The following is a 22,616-nucleotide window of genomic DNA, read 5'->3' on the forward strand; positions in this document are numbered from 1 at the left end:
TATATTGCACATAAATAAAATTTTAATTTTTGAAGCAATTAATCAGTATAGCTATTTTATTTGCATCCATTAGTGCTTTAGCACAAGCAAATTATAGTATTTCAGGAAAAATCGTAGATGAGCTTAACCAGCCAATAGCCTTTGCAAATGTTATTTTAATGACGTCCGATTCAGAATTGATAACGGGAGTGAGTTCATTAGAAAATGGTAGTTTTACCATAGATAACTTAATGGCAGATCGTTATTATTTGAAAGTATCATTTTTAGGTTATAAATCGTATGAACAAGAATTGCATATATCGCAGGAGCAAACTTTACCTATCATCGTTTTAAAAGAAGACTCTGAAACCCTTTCAGAAGTCATTATTACCAATCGTAAACCGACATTAAAAAAAGAGGTAGACAGATTGGTTTTTAATATAGAAAATTCGTCGTTGAGTGAAGGTTCTGTATTAAGTGCGCTGAAAAATACACCTGGGGTTTTGATTATAGATGATGCCATTTCGGTAAAAAATAGTACACCAACGGTGTATATTAATGGAAAGAAAATTCATTTATCGGCCAGCGAAATTACACAGTTATTAGAAAGTTCGACAGCCAATAATATTCAAAAAATTGAAGTCATTACCAATCCACCAGCAAAATACGATGCAGAGAGCGGGGCGGTTATTAACATTATAATGACTAAAAATTTAGCCACAGGTTACCGAGGTAAATACTTTACCAATTACACGCAAGGGGTTTACCCGAAATTTACGGGCGGATTAAATCAGTTTTATAAAAAAGATAAGCTTGATTTTAATGTGAATTATAGCTATACCGATTCTAAAAAAGATCGCTATAACTTCGAAACCATAAATTACTACGACGGTAATACGATCGATGAGGTTTGGAATACTGAATTAGACCGTGACGAATGGTCTAAAATTCATAATATTAACTTTAATATGGATTATGCTATTGATGATAATAACGAACTCAGCTTATCATCAATTGTTTTATTAAATCCCGTATACGATAATAGGGTGTTTAGTGACGCAAGAATTACCGATGTTAATAACTCGCCTTTGTATAATTATGGTTCTCTTATTATTTCTGACGGAAAAAAAGAACATATTTCTTTAGATATAGATTATTTACACAGCTTTAATAATTCGGCGACATTAAAGTTGAATTCGCATTATACCAATTACGATTATAACCGTACGCAAAATGTACGTAGTGATTATTTTGATACTGCCGATGTTTTTGGTTCTGAGTTTCCTTATAATTTTCAAACGGCTTTTAATACAGCTAACAGTCAAAACACAAGTATTTTTATTTCTAAATTAGATTTTAACTTACCTATTTCAGAGCAAACAGCCGTTTCTTCAGGAATGAAAGTATCGCGCACGAAAACTGAAAGTGATGTATTGCAAACCAACTTAAATCCAAATACGAACGCCACTATACCGTCAGGTGGTTACTCTGATTTTTATAAATATGATGAGTCTATTGCTTCAGGTTATTTAAATGTTGAAACCAGTTGGGATAAGTGGAGTTTTTCTGGTGGTTTACGTGCAGAACATACGGTTATCGACGGACATTCACTTTCGGCAAACACCCAAGTAACTCAAGATTATTTTAAAATTTTTCCAACGCTTAGTTTAAATGTTAACCCCTTAGAGAATCTGAGTTTGTATTATAATTTTAAACGTAGTGTAGAGCGACCAAGTTACCAAATCTTAAATCCGTTTAATTTCTTTTTAAATGACAATACTATTGTTACAGGGAATCCAACACTACAACCGGCATTTACAAATCATTATGTATTAGGAACAACTGTAAATGGAAATTATACCTTTGAAGCCTATTATAAAAAAACAAAAGATAGTTTCTACGAACTTCCAATTCAAAATAATACCGAAAATATTATTGTGTATACCCCAGTAAATGTAGAAGCTACTAGTGAAATTGGTTTTGATTTTGTGACTCATTTCAATGTCACTGACCGTTGGTTTCTATATTTTGTTGGTTCAGTATACAATATAAAAGACGAATCATTTATAGAAAACAATCAAGTCACACAAAGTCATTGGTCTACTTATGCAGCGATTAGTAACGATATTACCTTTTTAAAAGATCGCAGTTTAAACGCGAATTTGTCTTTTGTTTATGTGGGACGTAACCTACAAGGGTTTAGACTATCGGAGACTATTTTAACTTCAGATTTATCGATTAAAAAAAGTATACTTAAAAAAAAAGGAACTGTATCGTTAGCGGTTTCTGATATCTTTAATTTAAACGATTATGAAACAACGTTTAAGTTTAATAATCAGAATAACCGAAGTATTATAAAAGTAGATAATCGCTATATAAAATTAGGGTTTAGTTATGCTTTTGGAAATACAACCTTGAACACGAATGCACGGACTAAAGTACACAAAGAAAAGGATAGGCTAGAAAAAGAGTAATTAAGGATTAAAGAGCAGCTACTTGCCGTAGTTTAGAGCGTTGCTAGTTACTATAATCTTAAAAAATAATCACCGTTAGACAGCAGGTCGTCTAGCGGTTTTTTTATGTTGAATACGGTGGTCTTTAAGGAAATAACAGCCATAACAGACAATAATTTCATTGGAAATGAAACGTTTGTTTAAAAAACTGTAATTTTGCACAAAAACAAAGAACTTGGTAAAAATAGGTAACATAGAACTTCCTGACTTTCCATTGCTTTTAGCACCGATGGAAGATGTTAGTGATCCGCCGTTTAGAGCATTATGTAAAGAACAGGGCGCCGATGTGGTGTATACCGAATTTATTTCGAGTGAAGGACTAATTCGGGACGCTGCAAAAAGCGTAATGAAATTAGACATCTATGAAAAGGAACGCCCTGTTGGGATTCAAATTTTTGGAGCGAACTTAGAAAGCATGCTTCAAACCATAGATATTGTCGAAAAATCACAACCGGATATTATAGATATCAATTTTGGTTGTCCTGTGAAAAAAGTGGTGTCTAAAGGCGCAGGAGCAGGAATCTTAAAAGATATTTGTTTAATGGAGCAACTGACTGCCGAAATGGTAAAACGCACCAATATTCCTATTACTGTTAAAACCCGTCTAGGATGGGATCACGATTCTATTCGTATCCTTGAAGTTGCCGAACGTTTGCAAGATGTAGGCTGTAAGGCTATAGCAATTCACGGTAGAACTCGTGCACAAATGTATAAAGGTGATGCCAATTGGGCACCTATTGCTGAAGTAAAAAACAATCCGAGAATGCACATTCCTGTTTTTGGAAATGGTGATGTAACCACTCCAGAGCTCGCCATGAAAATGCGAGATGAATACGGATTAGATGGTTGTATGATCGGACGTGCTAGTATAGGTAATCCTTGGTTTTTTAAGCAGGTAAAGCATTTTTTTAATACCGGTGAACACTTAGCTCCAATTTCTATTCCGGAGCGTGTAGAAGCGGCGAAACGTCATTTACAAATGGCGATTGATTGGAAAGGAGAAACTTTAGGTGTGCTTGAAACACGCAGACATTATACTAATTATTTTAAAGGTATTCCGCATTTTAAAGAATACCGTACACGAATGGTAACTAGTGATGATTCTAAAGACGTTTTTAATGCTCTAGATGATGTGTTAAAGGAATTTTCAGATTATCAGTTTACAGTGTAATACAGTATTTATGGTAGATAAATTAAAATGAATTTTAGGGCTAATAGGTCCTGTATTTTTTATTGCCTTAGGTGTTTATATTCTTCAAAGCACCGAAACAACTTTAGGTAGAATAATAGGATGGGCTTGTATTATTTTCTGGTCTCTTCTTATCAGTTATGTGGTTTTTAAATACCTTAAACGACCTAAAAAGTAATTTTTTATTTCCGAAACTTTAGAGGACTGACTAAAATAATTAGCTTGTTTTTACTAAGTTTTTTGAAATTCGTACCGACGCTATTTTAGATGCCAATATGCCCAATACCGTAATGGTTAGAAAAACGATGATGAGGTTGTCTAACCTAATATCGACAGGGTAAGGTAAGCTTGGGGTAAGCATAACCAAAGAAAACTGACTTTGTAATACAATAACTATAAGGCCAATACCTAAACCAATAGTCCCCCCAACCAAGGTCATAAGCGTCCCTTGTAAAAAGAAAATACGACGGATATCTTTTACAGTCGCTCCCAAATTAAATAAGGTGTTTAATGTGGCTTTTTTGTCTAAAATCATCATAATTATAGAACCTATCACATTAAATAAGGCGATAATTAAAACCAAAGTAAAAATTAAATATACGACTAGGTTTTCCGTATTTAGCATTTTATATAGCGCATCGTTAAGTTGAGCTCTGTTTTTTACGCTAATTTTATCTCCTAAAACCGATTGGATTTCGGCTTTAACTTGAGCTTCATCGGCATCAGGATGCAGTTTAAACTCTACACTTGAAATTTGATTTTTAGAATAGTCTAATAATTCCCGAGCCAAATCAATTGAAGAAAAAATATAACTATCATTTAGCTTTTCGTTGATAAAGAAAATACCCACGTTAACCGATTGCACCTGTTTAAAAGCATCTTTGGTAGAAGTGATTTGTCCTTTCCCTGGTTTAGGAACAAATAGCGACACGCGTTTTCCATAGTCTAAAACTCCTAAGGATAGGCTATTTGCAATACCTCGGCCAACAACAATCTGGCTTGTTTTTTGAGTCACCCAACTGCCTTGAATTAAAATCGAATCGACGGTGTTAACACGTTCATAATTCTCATCGACACCCTTAATATAAGCCGGGTAAGGCTTGCCGTCAAAAGATGAGAACACACGTTCTTCAATGACTTTAGAATACATGGCTATACCAGGAATAGCTTGCAGTTTGGCTTCTATATTTTCATTTAAAATAAACGACTTACCAATGGTGGTTTCTGCTTTTAAATCGGGATCTATAATAGTGGTATACTCTAAAGTAAAATTCTTTAATCCCGCAAAACCAGACAATACAATAAACAAAGAAGCTGCTCCTAAAACAATACCTATAACGGCTAGTATTGTAATAAAGTTTATTGCATTATTGCTGCTTTTAGAGCGTAAATAACGTTTTGCTATGTATAAAGAAAAGTTCATAAATTATACTAGCAGATTAAAACATTAAAGGGTGAAACCATTAGCAAAGAGCCTTAAATTACCTCTTAAGATTTTTTGTGAGAACCTAAAAGATCCGGGTCGTTTAATGGGTTGTCCGTTCTTTTTAGTGACTGTTCGATTTTATCTATATGCTCTAAAGAGTCGTCTATATAAAACTCTAAACTTGGTACACGGCGCAATTGGTTTTTAGTTCGTTTTGCTAATTCGTGCTTTATAAACGGTTGATTCGAGCGTATACCCGTTACTAATTCTTTTGCTTTTTCGTTAGGGAAAATGCTTAAATACACTTTCGCCGATAATAAATCGACAGTTACTTTTACTTTAGATACAGATATAATAACGCCACGCATACCACCCTGGGTCGCAGCGCCTTGAAGGATTTCTACTAAATCCTTTTGTAAAACAGATCCTATTTTTTTTTGTCTTTGACTTTCTTCCATAGTGCAAAAATAGTTGATATTTAAAGATTATCTTACTTTTGAAAGCAAAATTCGTACCTTAATATAAATATAGTAAATAATGAATAAGATAGAACATATTGGTATTGCCGTTAAAAACCTTGAAGAATCAAACATATTATTCGGAAAATTATTTGGAAAACCACATTATAAAGTTGAAACTGTTGAAAGCGAAGGTGTTAATACGTCTTTTTTTCAAGTGGGTGAAAATAAAATAGAACTACTAGAAGCTACTAAAGACGATAGCCCTATAGCAAAATTTATTGACCGTAAAGGCGAAGGAATTCATCATATTGCTTTTGATGTCGATGATATTGATTCTGAAATAACGCGCCTTAAAGCAGAAGGCTTTATAGTTTTGAATGATACTCCTAAGCGAGGTGCTGATAATAAATTGGTGGCTTTTTTACATCCAAAATCGTCTAACGGCGTGTTAATTGAGTTGTGCCAAGAGATAAAAGAATAAATAAAGGCGAAATATTTCTTGCTAGAAAAGAAAAGATGTAGTAATATTGCACCCGATTTCGGTCCCATAACTCAGCTGGTTAGAGTATCTGACTCATAATCAGAAAGTCCTTGGTTCGAGCCCAAGTGGGACCACTTAGAAATTGCAAAGCCTTACAGAAATGTAAGGCTTTTTTGTTTTTATCCCTATAAATCCCAAAAACCATTAGATATCTATTCTAATAGATTTGGCTTTTAGTTAATTACAACTTTTAACAGGGTTAGTAGGTTTCAAAATATTTAGCTAAATTGAAACAGAATTGTAATTAGGAGCGCGAAACCATCACGTGGTACATAATGCTTTTAGTGCAGTAAAAGCTCCAAATGACCTAAAGATGGCAAAAAACACATTTACATTAACATTCGAAGACGGTGAGACCAAAAGCACCTCGGTAAAAATTATAGGACCAAAAGACGTCGTGATGTTTGTTGCAGGAACAAAAGATCCTTTAAATGTGACGGGAGAAAAACACCAAGCCAATAAAAACTATTGGCGCAATGAAGAAAAAGAGTTTAAAAATCTTAGAGCAGGAGTCAAGGCATTAAAACCACAGTTTCACGATCTTCATATCGAAGACGAGTTTTTTAGCTGGTCTGGAGATAATAATAATGCCGATAGAACTACGGGTGCCAAGCGACTTTTAGATTTAATTTACCGACAGTATCCAAATTGGAAAAACGTCGATGTTTATTTTCACTTTATAGGTCATTCTCACGGAGGTAATGTTATAAATGAATTTACAAATGTCATTGTTAAGGACGATGGGTTTCCTGAAAAATGGAAAATTAAATCGATTACCTATTTGTCTACACCTTTTTTCCAAGAACAGCATCAACTCAATCATACACATCTGCATGCTGATTGTAAAATTATTAATGTTCATAACGATTATGACATAACACAACGTTTTGTTGCCGATTTTTCATTAAAAAACCTTGAAATTCTTATTGCGAACTATAATGCAGGTGATTTTGATACGGCTTTAAATAGAATAAAGGAAACCGATTTTTCAACTTATGAACAGCTCGGGTTATCCATTATTAATAATCATACCGAGGGGCCCTATATGTGGGAGCAAACCATTATATTATTAGGTGGTATTGAACGCTTAGCACAAGTTATTATCGATAACTTAAATGCTTTTAAAACCACTGATTTATTAGTCTCTCAGAAAACAGAGCTATTAGGTCATTTTAATACGATATCTCGTTGGGCACGCTCTCAACGTGGCGTTTTTGAAAATAATCGAACAGGAAGAAGTGGAGGTTATGGTAGATCTGAGTTTTTTGAGGATTTAGATTTACTACAAGTTTTAACTATTGTAAATACGATATTTGACATCGATCAAGGTATCGAAGATAGTTATTTGTTAGGCCTTTTGGATTCGGTTTTTAAGACGAACGCGTCTGGAATTGTTGATAAGATTGATGATACCTCATGGACTCCTGAAAAGCAAGTCAATTCTAAATTTGAAATTGTAGACCTTGATATTACCAATAAAGATGTTTATGATACAAGACATAAAAAATCAAATTATGATGGGTTTATTTCAGGTATAGAAAACGCTTTGAAAACGCATGGAGATGATAAACGAGAAGTCTTAATGCGCTTATTAAGTCAGTTAATTCCGGCAAATGCTTTTACTAGTAGTGCTGAAAAATTAGATGTCTTAATGTATCTTTATACTAATGATGCTATGGATAATGCATTGGCGGCAGCAAGGGATAATCTAAATACTTATGGTGCATTAGTGAATCGATTTTATGCCAACTTAATTACAGACGCTGATTTAGAAAACAATAGCCTAACAAATAAACCTGGAAGTTTAGGCTATTTAGCTATGACCTCTCATGGTTTAAGTCATACCCAGTTATTTCCAGAAATAGAAGAGGCTTTAAAAACGAGCTTTGGCTCAGGGAAAAATCCGGGGTTTAAAGGGTAATTCAAGCTATGAAAAAAAAATATACAAAGCGCGCATTGCTATGGTTGGTGGTTAGTATTTTAGGGTCTATATTTTATCAATATGTTAAAGCAAAAACTACTGGAAGCGGTGAGACTCATTGGGGGACAAGTATTGGGGTTTTTATTGGTGGATCACTTATAGGAATTCTAAGTGCACTAATTTTTCTTGTTCTTGATTATTTCATTTTATGGAAAAAAGAGATACAGATACCCTTACTTACTGTCTTAAAGATTCTGGTTTTAAGTGTCATTATTCTATTGATGTCTTCACGTACCATGCACGATTTACTATTTGGCTAAGTGTTAATAACCCCTATTTTTTTTCTTGGTTATATAGCTTAACTGTTTTTTAAACCTTAAACAAACACCATGAGACCGATATTAACCTTAATATTACTCGTAATTGTTAATAGTCTGCAAGGGCAATCTACACGAGAGATCGTAAAAGATTTTGACGGGGATGCTATTATGGATTTGGTGTATATTGATAGTGACTCTAATACCTTAAACTACAAGCTATCTTCAAATGCATTCCAAGTCGTATCCAGTTTGGAAATAAGAAGCTTAAATTTTGGAAATACTTTGGTTGAAACCCCTAACGGATTTGAATTTTGGAATGATTACGGACGGTCAGGCTGGATCAACGAATTTCAATACAATCCTATAGAGAAAAAAATGCAGCTTATTAAAATCCGCCGTACAGATTATGATATCGACCGCTTTAAATTCGGAGAAGAGGTGCGCTATGGTAGTGGGAAGTCTAGTGTAGATTTAATAAAGCATATCTATATAGGTGATTTTTACCAGGTGTTTAATGGGCAATTAATAAAACTACCCACAATTAAATCTTATATGGAATTTACAGAAACGTATTTGTATTGCTTTAGCGATGCTATCAATTTTAAGTTTGAAGAACGCTGTGTTGAGCTCTACGAGAACGCTAAACAGCAAATGCCATGACTTTATTTTACCGATTTAATACAGGTTTACGTATGTGTAATACGATGTATATAGTTGATTTAACTTGAAAAATGCCTACCAATCACCTGTTATGGTGACGAATTCTAATTGAAAGTCTACGGATACTAAAACCACTCCTATTACCCAGTGGTATCGTCTTACATTTAGAGTGTAAATTAATAATAACACTTTAAAATTTAAACGATATGAACATTCTAAAAAGTAGTATTCTAGCCGTAGTCCTTTTAGTAACTACAAACACTTTTTCTCAAACAAGAGAAATTACATTCGACACCTATGCTAATGTTTCAGCATCTAAAGCATCGAAATATTTATTAGCAGATAATGTGGCCTTACGCGATTGCCCTGCAACACAATGTCAAAAACTAACCACTTTACCTATAGGTTTAAAAGTCCGGTTATTAGAAAAGAGCGATAATATAATTACTGTAAATGGCGTGTCGAGTCGCTTTTATCGCGTAAAAGTGGGACCGGATTCGGGATGGATTTGGGGCGGACTTATAGCACAGAAAACCTTGGTAAGTAAGTCAGATCCGACCGTTTTATTTGTTTTTGGTGAAAAAGGAGTGAAACATAGCGCAGACAGCGATACGTTAAAACACTATCAAATACGCGCTGTAAAACACGGAAAGGAAATCGACAGATTAACACTATCAAATCGCGAATTAAATTTCGAAAACGTAATAAACTTGGGTAATAAAGGTCTTGAAAATATCGACGATATTATTGGGTTAACCGAGAGATCGGGAGATAGTTGCGATGTCACCTTAGATACATTATATGTTGTGTGGAAAAATAATACGTTTAAAAAAACTAATGTATTAGCAGAGGTTTCAGATCGGTTTATAGATGTAGTTCATACGTATATGGCCGAGAATTAGAAAATATAAACCGTATTAAAAGCGTTATACCTATTTACGGTATAGCGCTTTAGTTATGAAATAAAACTAAAAAAAGTAGCGTTTAACTATATTTGTTAACCATATATACAATCTCTTCGTTTATTTGAAATCTATAACACTTTATATTCTACTTACTCTGTGCACTTTTCTTATTAATACTGTAGAGGCGCAGCATGATCAATTGCGTGGCTATACCTTAGAGCACGGTTTACCACAATCTCAGGTTTATGATATGGTGCAAGATTCTATCGGCTATTTGTGGCTAGGTACACAGGGTGGTGGTTTATCGCGTTTTGATGGGGCGTCCTTTAAGTCATGGAATGAAAAGGACGGTCTGCTATCAAATTATATACACGCTTTGCATATCGCAAATGGTGTGTTATATATTGGAACGCGCAACGGACTTTCAATGCGTATAAACAACCAGTTTTTAAATAGTGAAAGCCCACAAGTACTTCAAATTTTAAATCGTGATGATACGGTGTATTTGGCTACTGTAAAAGGGGTTTATAAAGTTATAGATAACAAGACAGTTAAAGCGGTTTCGTTACACCCAACCTTAGATTCTAGTTCTATAAATCACATTGTTTTTAGCGACAAGGCAATCTGGCTAGCAACATCGTCCGGCCTCTGGAAAACATCCAGCTTTAAAAATAAAAATATATCGCAAATAGAAAAAGGTAATTTTTCGGCTTTAGCGCAGTATAAACATAACGTGTACGCCTCTACGTTTAATGACGGTACCTTTGTAATCGATACGCGCGGTTTAGAAGATTCTTTTTTAATTAAGGAACCTTTGCGAATAAATGCACTGTCTATTCAAAATGAAAACGAGCTTTGGGTGGCTACCGATAATAGTGGAATCACTGTTATCGATATAGAAACACATTTGGAGAAGTTTAGACTAAATACCACTAACGGGTTGGCAGTGCCTCACGTTAGAAAGGTGATACGCGACAAACAATCAGCCCTATGGATAGCAACATCAGGTGGTGGTTTTTATAAATATTTTCAGAATAACTTTAAGCATTTCGATAAAAATTCAGGGTTAAAAGACAATCGGGTATATGCAGTACATGCTACTAAAAATGCCATATGGAATTCTAATGCCGAAGCAGGTTTGGTAGCTATCGATTCTTTAGGAATTCACCATATTAATGTTCCTAAACTGTTTTCCGGAGTTAAAATCAAAACCATAACTAGCGATTCTAATGGAGATATATGGGCGGGGTCTGATGGAAGAGGTCTGCTCTATCGAGAAACCGTAAGCAAAGATAGTTTGGTTTTTACAATGTCGACAAACTATGCCGTGAAAATCGATACCCTTAAAATTACTAGGACTAAAAATCACGTGTTTAATTCCGATACTGGTTTTCCTTACGATTGGATAAAAGATATTGAAATAATTAATAAAACGCTATGGATAGCGACCTATTCTAGTGGGATTTTAAAAGCAGAATACAATCCCGAAACAAAAGGCATAGCTATTTTAAAACGTTTTGGAATCCAAGAAAATATTAACGACCTACTTTTAAAAGACATCGCTGTCGATGAGCATAACAGGTTGTGGTTTGCATCAAAAAATGGATATTTAGGTTATATAGAAAACGATACGGTAACGAGTCTAGGTAAGGTTTTAAACACTACTGCGGAGATTGTAAGTCTGTTGTTTAGTGGCAACACGCTGTATCTAGGAACCTCGGGAAAAGGTGTTTGGTGGACAGAAATTGATGACAACCTGGTGTTAAAAAAACTTCAAGGAGAAAAAGCGCTTTATTCCCAAAATATATATCAACTTATTTTTGACAATCAAGGGTATTTATGGGTTGGTAGTGAACGCGGCATTGATAAAGTTAAATTAAGTACTAGTCATACTATCGAAGATGTTTTTCACTTTGGTCGAGACGATGGCTTTTTAGGAATAGAAACCTGTTTAAATGCTATAGATATAGATGCTAGTGGTAATTTATGGATTGGTGCGATTTACGGACTGACGCAATATCAGCCTTCGACTACAGCATCAGCACAGCGTGTTCCACAATTGTTTATTACCGATATCGAAGTCAATTATAAACCTTTAGATTCTTTGTGGGGATTACCGTTTACGAATGAGCATAAAACCCTTCAGTTAACACCAGATCAAACGCAAATTAGTTTTTACTATAAAACGGTAGATTTAAATCATCCTAAAGAGGTGTATTACCGGTTTAAGTTAAATGATAGTCCGTACAGTTCGTGGACTCAAGAACATACTCAACATTTCTCTGGTTTAGCTTATGGAGATTATGAGTTTACTGTACAATCCCGAAATGCACGTGGAATAACGAGTCAACCCAAGTCATTTCGCTTTTTTATAGAGAGTCCGTTGTATAAAAAAAATTGGTTTATTGTGTTGGTGGTTTCTATTTTAATACTCATAGTCGTGCTGATTGCTTATCAATACGTAAAAAGACTCCAGCAGCAAAATAAAGAGGAGTGGGAGCGTTTAGAGTTAAAAAACAACCTGTTAGAACTAGAGCAAAAAGCATTGCGATTGCAAATGAATCCGCATTTTATTTTTAATGTCCTTAACGGTATAAAAGCAATGGCTATAGCTCAACCCGATAAAATGAATACGACTATAAATAGTTTTGCCACTTTATTACGGGAAACATTATTAAACAGCCGTAAGGACACAATAAGTTTAGAGCAAGAGCTGAATACGCTAAACCATTATATTCAAGTTGAGCAACTTATGGCTTCAAAACCGTTTATATATAGTATTAAGGTTGATAAAGATATAGCTGTTGAAGAGGTTTTGATTCCGCCTATGCTGGTGCAGCCATTTGTTGAAAACGCCATTCGCCATGGTATATTAAAAGGAAAAAAACCAGGAGAGTTGAGTATTTCATTTTATAGTACAGCGGACTTTCTTTACTGTAAGATTGAAGATAATGGTATTGGTATTTTTACATCGCAACAGCAAAAAACAAAAACCGATCATCAATCGGTGGCTCTCGAGGTGACTAAAGAACGCATTGAATCACTTTCGGGTGAAGGTGCCGTTTTAATTGAAGAGGTAAAAAATGATGATGGTACCGTAAAAGGGACGACAATAACATTTAAAATTCCATTAGAAACTGATTACTAATATGGCAAAACTAACAGCAATTATCGTAGAAGATTTAACCGATGCATTACAACTCTTAAAGCATGATATCACCTCTCGATTCCCCGATATTGAGATTATCGATACGGCACAAAGTGTTGTGGAAGCTGCGAAGGTATTGCGAAAAAAACAACCCGACGTGTTGTTTTTAGATATTATGTTGGGCGATGGTACGGGGTTCGATATTTTAGAGATCTTTCCAGACTTAAAATCTAAAATTATATTTGTCACTGCTAGTGATGAGTATGCTATTAAAGCGTTTAAGTTTGCTGCTATTGATTACGTTTTAAAACCGTATTCTCACGAGGATTTAGATCAAGCCATTACCCGCGCGGTTTCGCAAATTCAACCCAATAGAGAACGGCTTTCTATTTTAAAAGATACTTTGATAGCGCCAAATAAAAAGCCAGACAAGATATCGCTACATACATTAGATAAAATAATAATTGTAAACCTCGACACTATTGTACGTTGCGAGTCCGATAGTAATAATACTCTATTTTATCTTGATAATGGTAAGAAAATATTTGTGACGAAGACCTTAAAATATTTTGCCGATTTACTAAAACCTTACGAGTTTTTAAGAATTCATCAAAGTCATTTAATCAATTTGCAATGTATCGCCGAGTTTATAAAATCGGATGGCGGTTACCTATTGCTAAAAAATGGCGAGAATGTACCGGTATCGGTAAGAAAACGTGCTGAGGTATTAGATATTCTAGATAAAATGCACCGCTAAAGGCAGGTAGGTGTCCTATGCTGTAATAAAATTTTATATAGTAATTTCTTTTTTTAAAGCAAAAAAGCTTAATGGTTTAAGCTGTGTAGTCGTGACACGTATTTACCAATCACATCGAATTCTAAATTTACTACCGTTCCCTCTTTAAACGTTTTAAAATTAGTATGCTCGTAGGTATAAGGAATTATAGCGACACTAAAGGCGTCCTTTTTGGAGTTTACAACCGTTAAACTAACCCCATTAACAGTAATAGAACCTTTTTCGATAGTGATATTATTTAAGCTACTATCATATTTAAAAGTAAACAACCAGCTGCCTGCAGTTTCTTCAATACTTACACAAGTAGCTGTTTGATCGACATGCCCCTGCACGATATGTCCATCCAATCGGTCGCCCAATTTCATGGCGCGCTCCAAATTTACCGAGTCATTAACTTTAAGACTGCTAATATTGGTTTTATCTAAGGTTTCTTTAATAGCGGTAACCGTATAGGTTGAATCTAAAATGCTTACCACCGTTAAACACACCCCGTTATGGGCCACGCTTTGATCTATTTTTAATTCCGAAGTTATACCACTATCCACAGTGATATGTAAATTCTGTTGGTCGGTTTTTAAATCTGTAATCGTCCCTAAGGTTTCAATAATTCCGGTAAACATAGTAATGAAAGTATTATTTCGTTAAATTTGCGACTGTAAAATTACAAACAAAACTTATCAAATCTAATGAGGGAAGAAGAAAATATTATAGTGGGGATATCTATAGGTGACTTAAATGGTATAGGCTCTGAGGTTGTTTTAAAAATGTTCGAAGATTCTAGAATGCTAGATTTTTGTACACCTGTCATATTTGCATCTATAAAAACAATGAGTTTTGTGAAAAATCATTTTAAATTAGAAACACATCTGCATAGCATAAATTCTCTAGATCAAATAGTCCCAAATAAGCTAAATGTTTTAAATTGTTGGAAAGAGAATGTTACCATTCAATTCGGTAAGGAGGATTTAAAAATAGGGGAGTATGCTATAAAATCTTTAGCAGAAGCCACTGCCGCTTTAAAAAACGAATCGATTGATGTATTGGTAACCGCACCAATAAACAAACACAACATCCAATCGGATACATTTAATTTTCCTGGACATACCGATTATTTAAATCAAGAATTAGAAGGTAATAGCCTTATGTTTATGGTCACCGATACTTTGCGTGTAGGTTTGTTAACCGACCATGTGCCGGTTAAAGATGTGGCCTCACATATTACTGAAGAACTAATTACTAGCAAAATTGAAACAGTATACCAATCGTTAAAGCAAGATTTTAGAATCAGTAAGCCAAAAATTGCGGTCTTAGGTATTAATCCGCATACAGGAGATAATGGTGTTATTGGAAGTGAAGATGACACGGTAATGCGACCAACACTTCAAAAGATTAAAGAAAGTGGAAAATTGGTATTCGGACCGTACGCTGCCGATAGTTTTTTCGGATCTTCTAACTATAAGAGTTTTGATGCCGTTATTGCATCGTACCACGATCAAGGATTAATTCCTTTTAAAACCTTATCTTTCGGACAAGGTGTAAATTATACCGCCGGATTAAATAGGGTGAGAACCTCACCAGATCACGGTACGGCTTATGAGATTGCAGGGAAGGGCGTGGCCGATGGAGGGTCTTTTGAAGAGGCTGTGTTTAAAGCTATCGATATATTTAAAAACAGACGTGAGTATGCGACCTTAACTAAAAATCCGTTAGCGGTTTCTAAACGTAAACGATTTAACCCTAAACACTAAGTGTAAAGAACGGTACTAATTACCTTAGCAAAACGAAAAAAGAAAGATATAAACAAAAAAATGTTTATAAGTCTGCTAGATTAATAAAAAATTGTATATTTGCAGGCTCAAAATAGATGTGAAAATGAAGCCATTGAAAGAGTTTACAATTCCATTTGTAGGTTTAAAAGAAGGAAAACATCATTTTGATTATGAAATTAAAAACGAGTTCTTTGAATATTTTGAGTACGAAGACTTTAATAGTAGTGATCTAAAAATAGATGTAGATTTTGTAAAAAAATCGACGCTTTTAGAATTGCACTTTGAAGTAACAGGAACAGTAAATATTAATTGTGATGTTACCAACGAGCCTTACGACCAAGAAATCGAAAACAGTTTTGATTTAGTAGTTAAGTTTGGTGAAGCGTTTAACGACGACTATATTGATATTCTTATTCTTCCGCATGGAGAATACGAGGTTAATATTCAGCAATATATTTACGAATTAATTGTGTTATCTTTGCCGCTAAAACGCATTCATCCAGGGGTTGAAGACGGGACATTAGATTCAGACATACTTAATAAATTAGAAGAATTAAGTCCAAAAGTGAAGGACATAAAAAAAGACCAAGAGGAATCAGATCCTCGATGGAATACATTAAAGAAACTATTAACGGATAAATAAAATAGAAAATGGCACATCCTAAAAGAAAAATCTCGAAAACAAGAAGAGATAAAAGAAGAACACATTACAAAGCAACTGCGCCACAGGTTGCGACTTGCCCAACTACAGGTGAGGCTCACTTATATCATAGAGCACACTGGTTTGAAGGTAAATTATACCACAGAGGTCAAGTTTTAATTGACAACTCAGTGTCTGAAGAGAATATGGCATAATTTATTATGCATGCATACATAAAAACGCTCACTTGTGAGCGTTTTTTTTGTTATTAGCTTTCTTTTTGCGTTAAAAACAACTTTATTTGTGTAATATTGGCCCGAATAGCTTAATTTTATTAAGATTTCGCCTTTTTTAGACGATTTTGAACGCATTAGGTCAAATTAACTTAAAAAGTATGAGTAAAATATCGGCAGCAATTACAGCTGTAGGCGCCTATGTGCCAGACTATGTATTGACCAATCAAATCCTTGAAACAATGGTCGACACAAACGATGAATGGATTACTACGAGAACCGGAATAAAGGAACGTAGAATTCTTAAAGGCGAAGGACTTGGAACCTCTTATCTTGCTATAAAAGCAGCGCAAAACCTTATTGATAAAAAGGGAATAAATCCTGAAGATATCGAATTGGTTATAGTTGCAACAGCTACACCAGACATGAAAGCCGCTTCTACAGCCGCTTATACTGCTTCTCAAATTGGAGCGGTTAATGCGTTTTCATACGATTTAGAAGCCGCATGTTCAAGCTTCTTATTCGGTATGTCTACAGCCTCAGCATATATTGAATCAGGACGCTATAAAAATGTCTTATTAATAGGAGCCGATAAAATGTCTTCTATGATTAATTATGAAGATCGTGCAACTTGTATCATTTTCGGAGACGGAGCGGGAGCTGTATTATTCGAACCTAATGAAGAAGGGTTAGGTTTTCAGGATGAATATTTACGAAGCGATGGTTCTGGAAGAAATTTCCTACAAGCCACATATGGTGGTTCGTCTTATCCAATAACTCCAGAAGCTTTAGAAAAAGGACAACACTTTGTTTTTCAAGAAGGACGAACAGTATTTAAAAACGCTGTTTTTAATATGGCCGATGCAGCCGAGAAACTGCTTGCTAAAACAAAATTAGATAAAAAGGACATCGATTGGTTGGTGGCTCACCAAGCTAATAAACGTATTATTGATGCTACTGCCAATAGAATGGAAATCAGCCCAGAACGGGTTATGATGAATATACATAAGTATGGTAATACCACTTCGGCGACTTTACCATTACTCTTAAACGATTACGAACTACAACTTAAAAAAGGCGATAATTTAATGTTTGCCGCTTTTGGAGGAGGATTTACTTGGGGCTCTATTTATTTAAAATGGGCTTACAATTCTTAACATAAACAACTAAAGAAATTTAATAGCTAAATATTATGGATTTAAAAGATATTCAAAACTTAATCAAATTTGTTGCTAAATCTGGTGCGAGTGAAGTTAAATTAGAAACCGATGATGTTAAAATCACTATAAAAACGGGTTCTGATTCTGAAACAACAATAGTACAACAAGTGCCTATGGCAGCGCAGATGCCGCATATGCAAATGCCAAACATGGGACAGCAGCCACAACAGGCAGCAGCTCCTGTAGAGGCAGCGCCGGCAGCTCCAGCTGAGGATTCTAAATACATCACTATAAAATCACCAATCATCGGTACGTTTTATAGAAAACCATCACCAGATAAGCCATTATTTGTTGAGGTAGGTCAAACTATTGCTGAAGGTGATGTTTTATGTATTATTGAAGCGATGAAATTATTTAACGAAATCGAATCTGAAGTTTCAGGTAAAATCGTTAAAGTATTAGTAGACGATTCTTCTCCAGTAGAATTTGATCAACCATTATTTTTAGTAGATCCGTCATAACCATTTAAAAATTCCAATACAACATCCATAAGTCCAAATTAGTTTTTGGAATGAGATCTTGTTGTTAACAAGATTGGAATTTGAAATTTTTAAAACAAAACGTTATGTTTAAAAAAATACTAATTGCAAACAGAGGGGAAATTGCCCTTCGTGTTATTAGAACGTGTAAAGAAATGGGGATTAAAACTGTAGCCGTTTATTCGACTGCAGACGCCGAAAGTTTACATGTTAAATTTGCAGATGAAGCTGTATGTATTGGTCCTCCACCAAGTGCAGATTCATATTTAAAAATGTCTAATATTATAGCAGCTGCCGAAATTACAAATGCAGATGCTATACATCCTGGTTACGGGTTTTTATCTGAAAATGCTAAATTTTCTAAAATCTGTGAAGAAAACAATATTAAATTTATTGGTGCTTCTGCAGATATGATCGAACGTATGGGAGATAAGTCTTCGGCAAAAGCAACAATGAAAGCTGCTGGCGTGCCTTGTGTACCAGGAAGTGAAGGGATTATTAAAGACTTTAAAGACTGCCAAAAAATCGCTAAAGAAACAGGTTATCCTGTAATGCTAAAAGCTACTGCTGGTGGTGGAGGTAAAGGTATGCGTGCCGTTTGGAAACCTGAGGATTTAGAAGATGCATGGAATTCTGCTCGTCACGAATCTAAAGCAGCCTTTGGAAATGACGATATGTATATGGAAAAGCTTATAGAAGAGCCAAGACATATCGAAATACAAATCGTTGGAGATTCTAAAGGTAAAGCATGTCACTTATCCGAAAGAGATTGTTCTATTCAAAGACGTCATCAAAAGTTAACTGAAGAAGTGCCTTCTCCTTTTATGACCGATAAATTACGTAAAAAAATGGGTGAGGCTGCTGTTAAAGCTGCCGAGTTTATTAAATATGAAGGTGCCGGAACTGTAGAGTTTCTTGTCGATAAGCATAGAAACTTCTATTTTATGGAAATGAATACGCGTATTCAAGTGGAGCACCCTATTACAGAGCAGGTTATTGATTTTGATTTAATTAGAGAGCAAATATTGGTAGCGGCAGGAGTGCCAATTTCTGGTAAAAACTATTTACCACAATTACACTCTATAGAATGTCGTATCAATGCTGAAGATCCATATAACGACTTCAGACCATCTCCAGGAAGAATAACAACCTTACATGCTCCTGGTGGTCACGGTGTACGTTTAGATACACACGTTTATGCTGGCTATTCAATTCCGCCAAATTACGACTCTATGATCGCGAAATTGATTACAACAGCGCAAACTCGTGAAGAGGCTATAAATAAAATGAAACGAGCTTTGGATGAGTTCGTTATTGAAGGGATTAAAACAACAATTCCTTTCCATAGACAATTAATGGATCATCCAGATTATTTAGCGGGTAACTATACCACTAAATTTATGGAAGATTTTGTAATGGAAAAACCAAAATTAGACTAGTAAAACCAAAAAGCGACTTAATTATAAGTCGCTTTTTTTTTGGATATAACTGTACCGCAGTGTTAATAAGGCTATAGCTTTAATTTTATATGATAATGTTTTGATTTCGTGTGTTTTAGTTTTTTTATTAATGCTTATTAGAATTAGGCTTGTTAAGCAGTTTTCTTTAATTACTAGGATTTGTTTTATCTATGAAATTGGTACTTTAACTATTTATACTTTGTAATCGTCGATTTACAAAGTATATTTAGACCGTATTAATTTAATTGAAAATAAAACCATGAAAAAAAAATTACATTATGTTTTATCGTGTGCAATGCTTATGCTTTGCTTTTCGGTAGTTGCTCAAACTAATCACTTTAAAAAAGTGACTAATAAAGGGCAGCAAAACGCACTACAATCCCATCAAACATATTCATTTGATGTTAACGAATTAATGGGCGAATTGTCTAAAGCGGAGCAAAGAGGAAACTCAAAAGCGTTATCTAACAATTTAGTATTAGAATTACCAAACCTTGATGGACAATTAGAAAGCTATTTTATTCAGGAGGCTTCGGTTATGGCTCCTGAGTTACAAGCTCAGTATCCACAAATTAGATCATATGTTGGATACGGAATTGATACACCTAGTGCGTATTTAAGATTTAGTATTTCTCCTTACAAAGGCCTGTCGGGTATTGTGCTTTCTGGTGCAGAAGGTAAAACTTTAGTTATTGAACCAAGTGTGGAAGATGTATCTAAAATTACTATTAGTAAGAAAAATGATGCCAACCACAAAGGTCAACCTTTTGAATGTACTACTCCAGAGGATTTAGAGAGTAGTATCGAAGAGTTAGCTGATAAAGTTAGTACCTCGGCAGATGGTACTTTACATACTTTCGACTTAGCTATGTCTGTAAGTGCAGAGTATTCAGCTTTTCATGGTGGTACGTTACCATTAGTAAATGCAGCTATTGTAAATACAATGACTACTGTTAATGCTGTTTTTGAAAATGATTTTAACGTTACAATGGTGTTAGTGGCAAATAATGATAACGTGGTGTACCTAGACCCGAATACAGATCCATATAATGGTAATTCTGATATGAATTATAATGGTGATTTACAGGCTGCTTTGGATGCACAAATTGGAGATGCTAACTATGATGTGGGACACTTAATGGCAGGTATTGGAAACAACGGTAATGCAGGATGTATTGGTTGTGTGTGTGTTTCTGGTCAAAAAGGTAGTGGTTATACAACAAGTACAAACCCTACAGGTGTAAGTTTCGACATCGATTATGTTGCGCATGAACTAGGTCACCAATTTGGTGGACGTCATACATTTACTTTTCAATCAGAAGGAAATGGAATTGCTCAAATGGAACCAGGTAGTGGATCTACAATAATGGGATATGCAGGAATCACTGGGGCTACGGATGTTCAAGCACATTCAGACCCTTATTTTCACGCTATCTCTATTCAGCAAGTTACAGCTCATGTATCAACAAGATCTTGTGACATTGAAACACCAACCGGAAATAATATTCCAGTAGCTAATGCTGGTGGCGATTTATTACTTCCTAAAGGAACACCATTCAGATTAACAGGTTCTGCTACAGACGCAGATGCCGGTGATTCTCTTACCTACTGTTGGGAACAATACGACGAAAATGATGCAGCTAATGCTTATCCAAACCCTGCAACTATGAACAGCAATGAGCCGTTATTTAGGTCTTATCTTCCAACATCTAGTCCAACAAGAACGTTCCCTAAGTTATCAGACTTAGTGGCTTTAGGTTTTAATGGGGGAACTTGGGAAAAAGTCCCAACAGTTGCGAGAACAGCTGACTTTAGATTAACAGTTAGAGATAATAAACTAGGCGGTGCTGCTAACGACTTTGATGATATGGTTGTAAGTTGGACAAACAATGCAGGGCCATTTGTTGTAACTTCGCAAGATTCAGCTGGAATTAGTTGGACCGACGGAACTACTGAAACAATTACTTGGGATGTTGCAAACACAACAGGAGCAGGAATTAATGTTTCGCATGTAAATATTTTATTATCTACAGATGGCGGAGTTACTTTTGATACAGTATTAGCTTCTAATGTTCCAAATAATGGTTCTTATGATGTTACAGTTCCTGGTGATGTAGCACCATTTTGCCGAGTTATGGTTGAGGCTGTAGGTCATTCATTCTTTAATATTAATACTAAAGATTTTGCTTTAAATGCAACAGTTAGCGAAACCTGTAATCTTTACGAATCAGGCGCAATAGCCTTAGCTATTCCAGATGGTGTTCAAGGAGGAGGACAAGGTCAACCGGTTTTTCATTCTATAAATGTTAGTGAAGATGTTACTATTGGTGGTGAAACTGTTATTAAATTTAATGTTGATGTTACTCACCCAGAACTTGGAGAAGTCTTAGTACAAATTCAACACCCAGATGTACAAACAAATAATGCCTTTGTTAATGTTTGGGTTGGAGAGTGTACAGGAAATTCTAATTTCGATATAACATTCGTCGATGGTGCAGCTCCTATTGTTTGTGGTGATAATATAATTGGTGTTTATACCCCAGCTGCCACTTTAGGTGTCTTTAACAACTTAACAACAGCTGGAGATTGGAATATAGCTGCTGTTGATTTTGCAGGAGGCAATACAGGAACAATAAACGACTGGTCTATCGAATTATGTACAACTACTTTAGGTACTGACGATTTCGCTTTAGAAAACAGTTTCTCTATCTATCCAAACCCTAACAATGGTGAGTTTAATGTGAAATTTAAGTCGGAATCTAATAACGTAACTTTAGAGTTATTTGATATTCGAGGACGTTCAATTTACACTAAAGGATATAACAACTCAGGAGCATTCAATGAAACTATTAATTTAGGAAATGTTGAATCTGGAATGTATTTATTAAATGTAAATGACGGTTCTAGAACCTTTACTAAAAAGATTATCGTTGAATAATTTCAACTTCTTTTAATA

The 22,616-nt window shown here is 34.9% G+C and carries 19 protein-coding genes and 1 tRNA gene; 17 read left to right on the forward strand and 3 right to left on the reverse strand.

Annotated features, from left to right (window positions below; translation table 11 throughout):
• Positions 1 to 29 precede the first annotated feature (29 nt).
• The gene (locus BLV64_RS02350; RefSeq protein ID WP_092131912.1) at positions 30 to 2,453 is read left to right on the forward strand and encodes an outer membrane beta-barrel protein; all 2,424 of its coding nucleotides are present in this window, start codon (positions 30 to 32) and stop codon (positions 2,451 to 2,453) included.
• A 214-nt stretch (positions 2,454 to 2,667) separates the two neighbouring features.
• Positions 2,668 to 3,663, forward strand: coding sequence for a tRNA dihydrouridine synthase DusB (dusB, locus tag BLV64_RS02355; protein WP_092131915.1), 996 nt, complete (start codon positions 2,668 to 2,670; stop codon positions 3,661 to 3,663).
• A 235-nt stretch (positions 3,664 to 3,898) separates the two neighbouring features.
• Here dusB and BLV64_RS02360 read toward each other — a convergent pair whose 3' ends face one another.
• Together BLV64_RS02360 and rbfA are read right to left on the reverse strand one after the other, a co-directional pair.
• Positions 3,899 to 5,104, reverse strand: coding sequence for an ABC transporter permease (locus tag BLV64_RS02360; RefSeq protein ID WP_092131918.1), 1,206 nt, complete (start codon positions 5,102 to 5,104; stop codon positions 3,899 to 3,901).
• Positions 5,105 to 5,169: 65 nt separating this feature from the next.
• Entirely contained in the window at positions 5,170 to 5,565 is a 396-nt protein-coding gene (gene rbfA / locus BLV64_RS02365; RefSeq protein WP_092131921.1) for a 30S ribosome-binding factor RbfA, read from the reverse strand.
• Positions 5,566 to 5,644: 79 nt separating this feature from the next.
• Between rbfA and mce the strand changes: the two genes are divergently transcribed.
• The 8 genes from mce to BLV64_RS02405 all read left to right on the forward strand — a co-directional run bounded on the left by mce (position 5,645) and on the right by BLV64_RS02405 (position 13,820).
• Entirely contained in the window at positions 5,645 to 6,049 is a 405-nt protein-coding gene (mce, locus tag BLV64_RS02370; protein WP_177165285.1) for a methylmalonyl-CoA epimerase, read from the forward strand.
• A gap of 60 nt (positions 6,050 to 6,109) precedes the next feature.
• A tRNA-Ile gene (locus tag BLV64_RS02375) sits at positions 6,110 to 6,183 on the forward strand.
• Positions 6,184 to 6,422: 239 nt separating this feature from the next.
• Positions 6,423 to 8,030, forward strand: coding sequence for a hypothetical protein (locus BLV64_RS02380; protein ID WP_092131927.1), 1,608 nt, complete (start codon positions 6,423 to 6,425; stop codon positions 8,028 to 8,030).
• A gap of 8 nt (positions 8,031 to 8,038) precedes the next feature.
• Positions 8,039 to 8,350 (forward strand): hypothetical protein, encoded by a 312-nt coding sequence (locus BLV64_RS02385; protein ID WP_092131930.1) that lies wholly within the window; start codon positions 8,039 to 8,041, stop codon positions 8,348 to 8,350.
• Positions 8,351 to 8,419: 69 nt separating this feature from the next.
• A complete protein-coding gene (locus tag BLV64_RS02390) occupies positions 8,420 to 9,010 on the forward strand; it encodes a hypothetical protein (protein WP_092131933.1) in 591 nt (196 codons plus the stop codon).
• 206 nt (positions 9,011 to 9,216) lie between these two features.
• Positions 9,217 to 9,912 (forward strand): SH3 domain-containing protein, encoded by a 696-nt coding sequence (locus BLV64_RS02395; RefSeq protein WP_092131936.1) that lies wholly within the window; start codon positions 9,217 to 9,219, stop codon positions 9,910 to 9,912.
• Between the two features lie 124 nt (positions 9,913 to 10,036).
• Complete coding sequence (locus tag BLV64_RS02400) at positions 10,037 to 13,063, forward strand: sensor histidine kinase (RefSeq protein WP_143034123.1); 3,027 nt, start codon at positions 10,037 to 10,039, stop codon at positions 13,061 to 13,063.
• A gap of 1 nt (position 13,064) precedes the next feature.
• Positions 13,065 to 13,820 (forward strand): LytR/AlgR family response regulator transcription factor, encoded by a 756-nt coding sequence (locus tag BLV64_RS02405; protein WP_092131942.1) that lies wholly within the window; start codon positions 13,065 to 13,067, stop codon positions 13,818 to 13,820.
• A 68-nt stretch (positions 13,821 to 13,888) separates the two neighbouring features.
• Here the strand turns inward: BLV64_RS02405 and BLV64_RS02410 are convergent, their stop codons facing one another.
• Positions 13,889 to 14,479, reverse strand: a complete 591-nt coding sequence (locus tag BLV64_RS02410) for a riboflavin synthase (protein ID WP_092131945.1) — start codon at positions 14,477 to 14,479, stop codon at positions 13,889 to 13,891.
• Between the two features lie 66 nt (positions 14,480 to 14,545).
• On the opposite strand from BLV64_RS02410, the gene pdxA reads away from it, so the two are divergent.
• The 7 genes from pdxA (at position 14,546) to BLV64_RS02445 (ending at position 22,598) form a co-directional block, all read left to right on the forward strand.
• Entirely contained in the window at positions 14,546 to 15,607 is a 1,062-nt protein-coding gene (gene pdxA, locus BLV64_RS02415; RefSeq protein WP_092131947.1) for a 4-hydroxythreonine-4-phosphate dehydrogenase PdxA, read from the forward strand.
• Positions 15,608 to 15,731: 124 nt separating this feature from the next.
• Positions 15,732 to 16,271 carry a YceD family protein gene (locus tag BLV64_RS02420; protein ID WP_092131950.1) on the forward strand — a complete coding sequence of 180 codons (540 nt, stop codon included), beginning with the start codon at positions 15,732 to 15,734 and terminating at the stop codon, positions 16,269 to 16,271.
• Between the two features lie 8 nt (positions 16,272 to 16,279).
• Entirely contained in the window at positions 16,280 to 16,483 is a 204-nt protein-coding gene (rpmF, locus tag BLV64_RS02425) for a 50S ribosomal protein L32 (RefSeq protein WP_092131952.1), read from the forward strand.
• A 179-nt stretch (positions 16,484 to 16,662) separates the two neighbouring features.
• On the forward strand, positions 16,663 to 17,658 hold the full coding sequence (locus tag BLV64_RS02430; RefSeq protein ID WP_092131954.1) for a beta-ketoacyl-ACP synthase III: 996 nt from the start codon (positions 16,663 to 16,665) through the stop codon (positions 17,656 to 17,658).
• 35 nt (positions 17,659 to 17,693) lie between these two features.
• Complete coding sequence (gene accB / locus BLV64_RS02435; protein WP_092131957.1) at positions 17,694 to 18,182, forward strand: acetyl-CoA carboxylase biotin carboxyl carrier protein; 489 nt, start codon at positions 17,694 to 17,696, stop codon at positions 18,180 to 18,182.
• 104 nt (positions 18,183 to 18,286) lie between these two features.
• Positions 18,287 to 19,639, forward strand: coding sequence for an acetyl-CoA carboxylase biotin carboxylase subunit (gene accC / locus BLV64_RS02440; RefSeq protein ID WP_092131960.1), 1,353 nt, complete (start codon positions 18,287 to 18,289; stop codon positions 19,637 to 19,639).
• Between the two features lie 280 nt (positions 19,640 to 19,919).
• Positions 19,920 to 22,598: a zinc-dependent metalloprotease gene (locus BLV64_RS02445; protein ID WP_092131962.1), complete on the forward strand. Its 2,679-nt coding sequence runs from the start codon at positions 19,920 to 19,922 to the stop codon at positions 22,596 to 22,598.
• The last annotated feature ends 18 nt before the right edge of the window (positions 22,599 to 22,616 follow it).

This window comes from Bizionia paragorgiae (assembly GCF_900107625.1).
Taxonomy (GTDB): Bacteria; Bacteroidota; Bacteroidia; order Flavobacteriales; family Flavobacteriaceae; genus Bizionia; species Bizionia paragorgiae.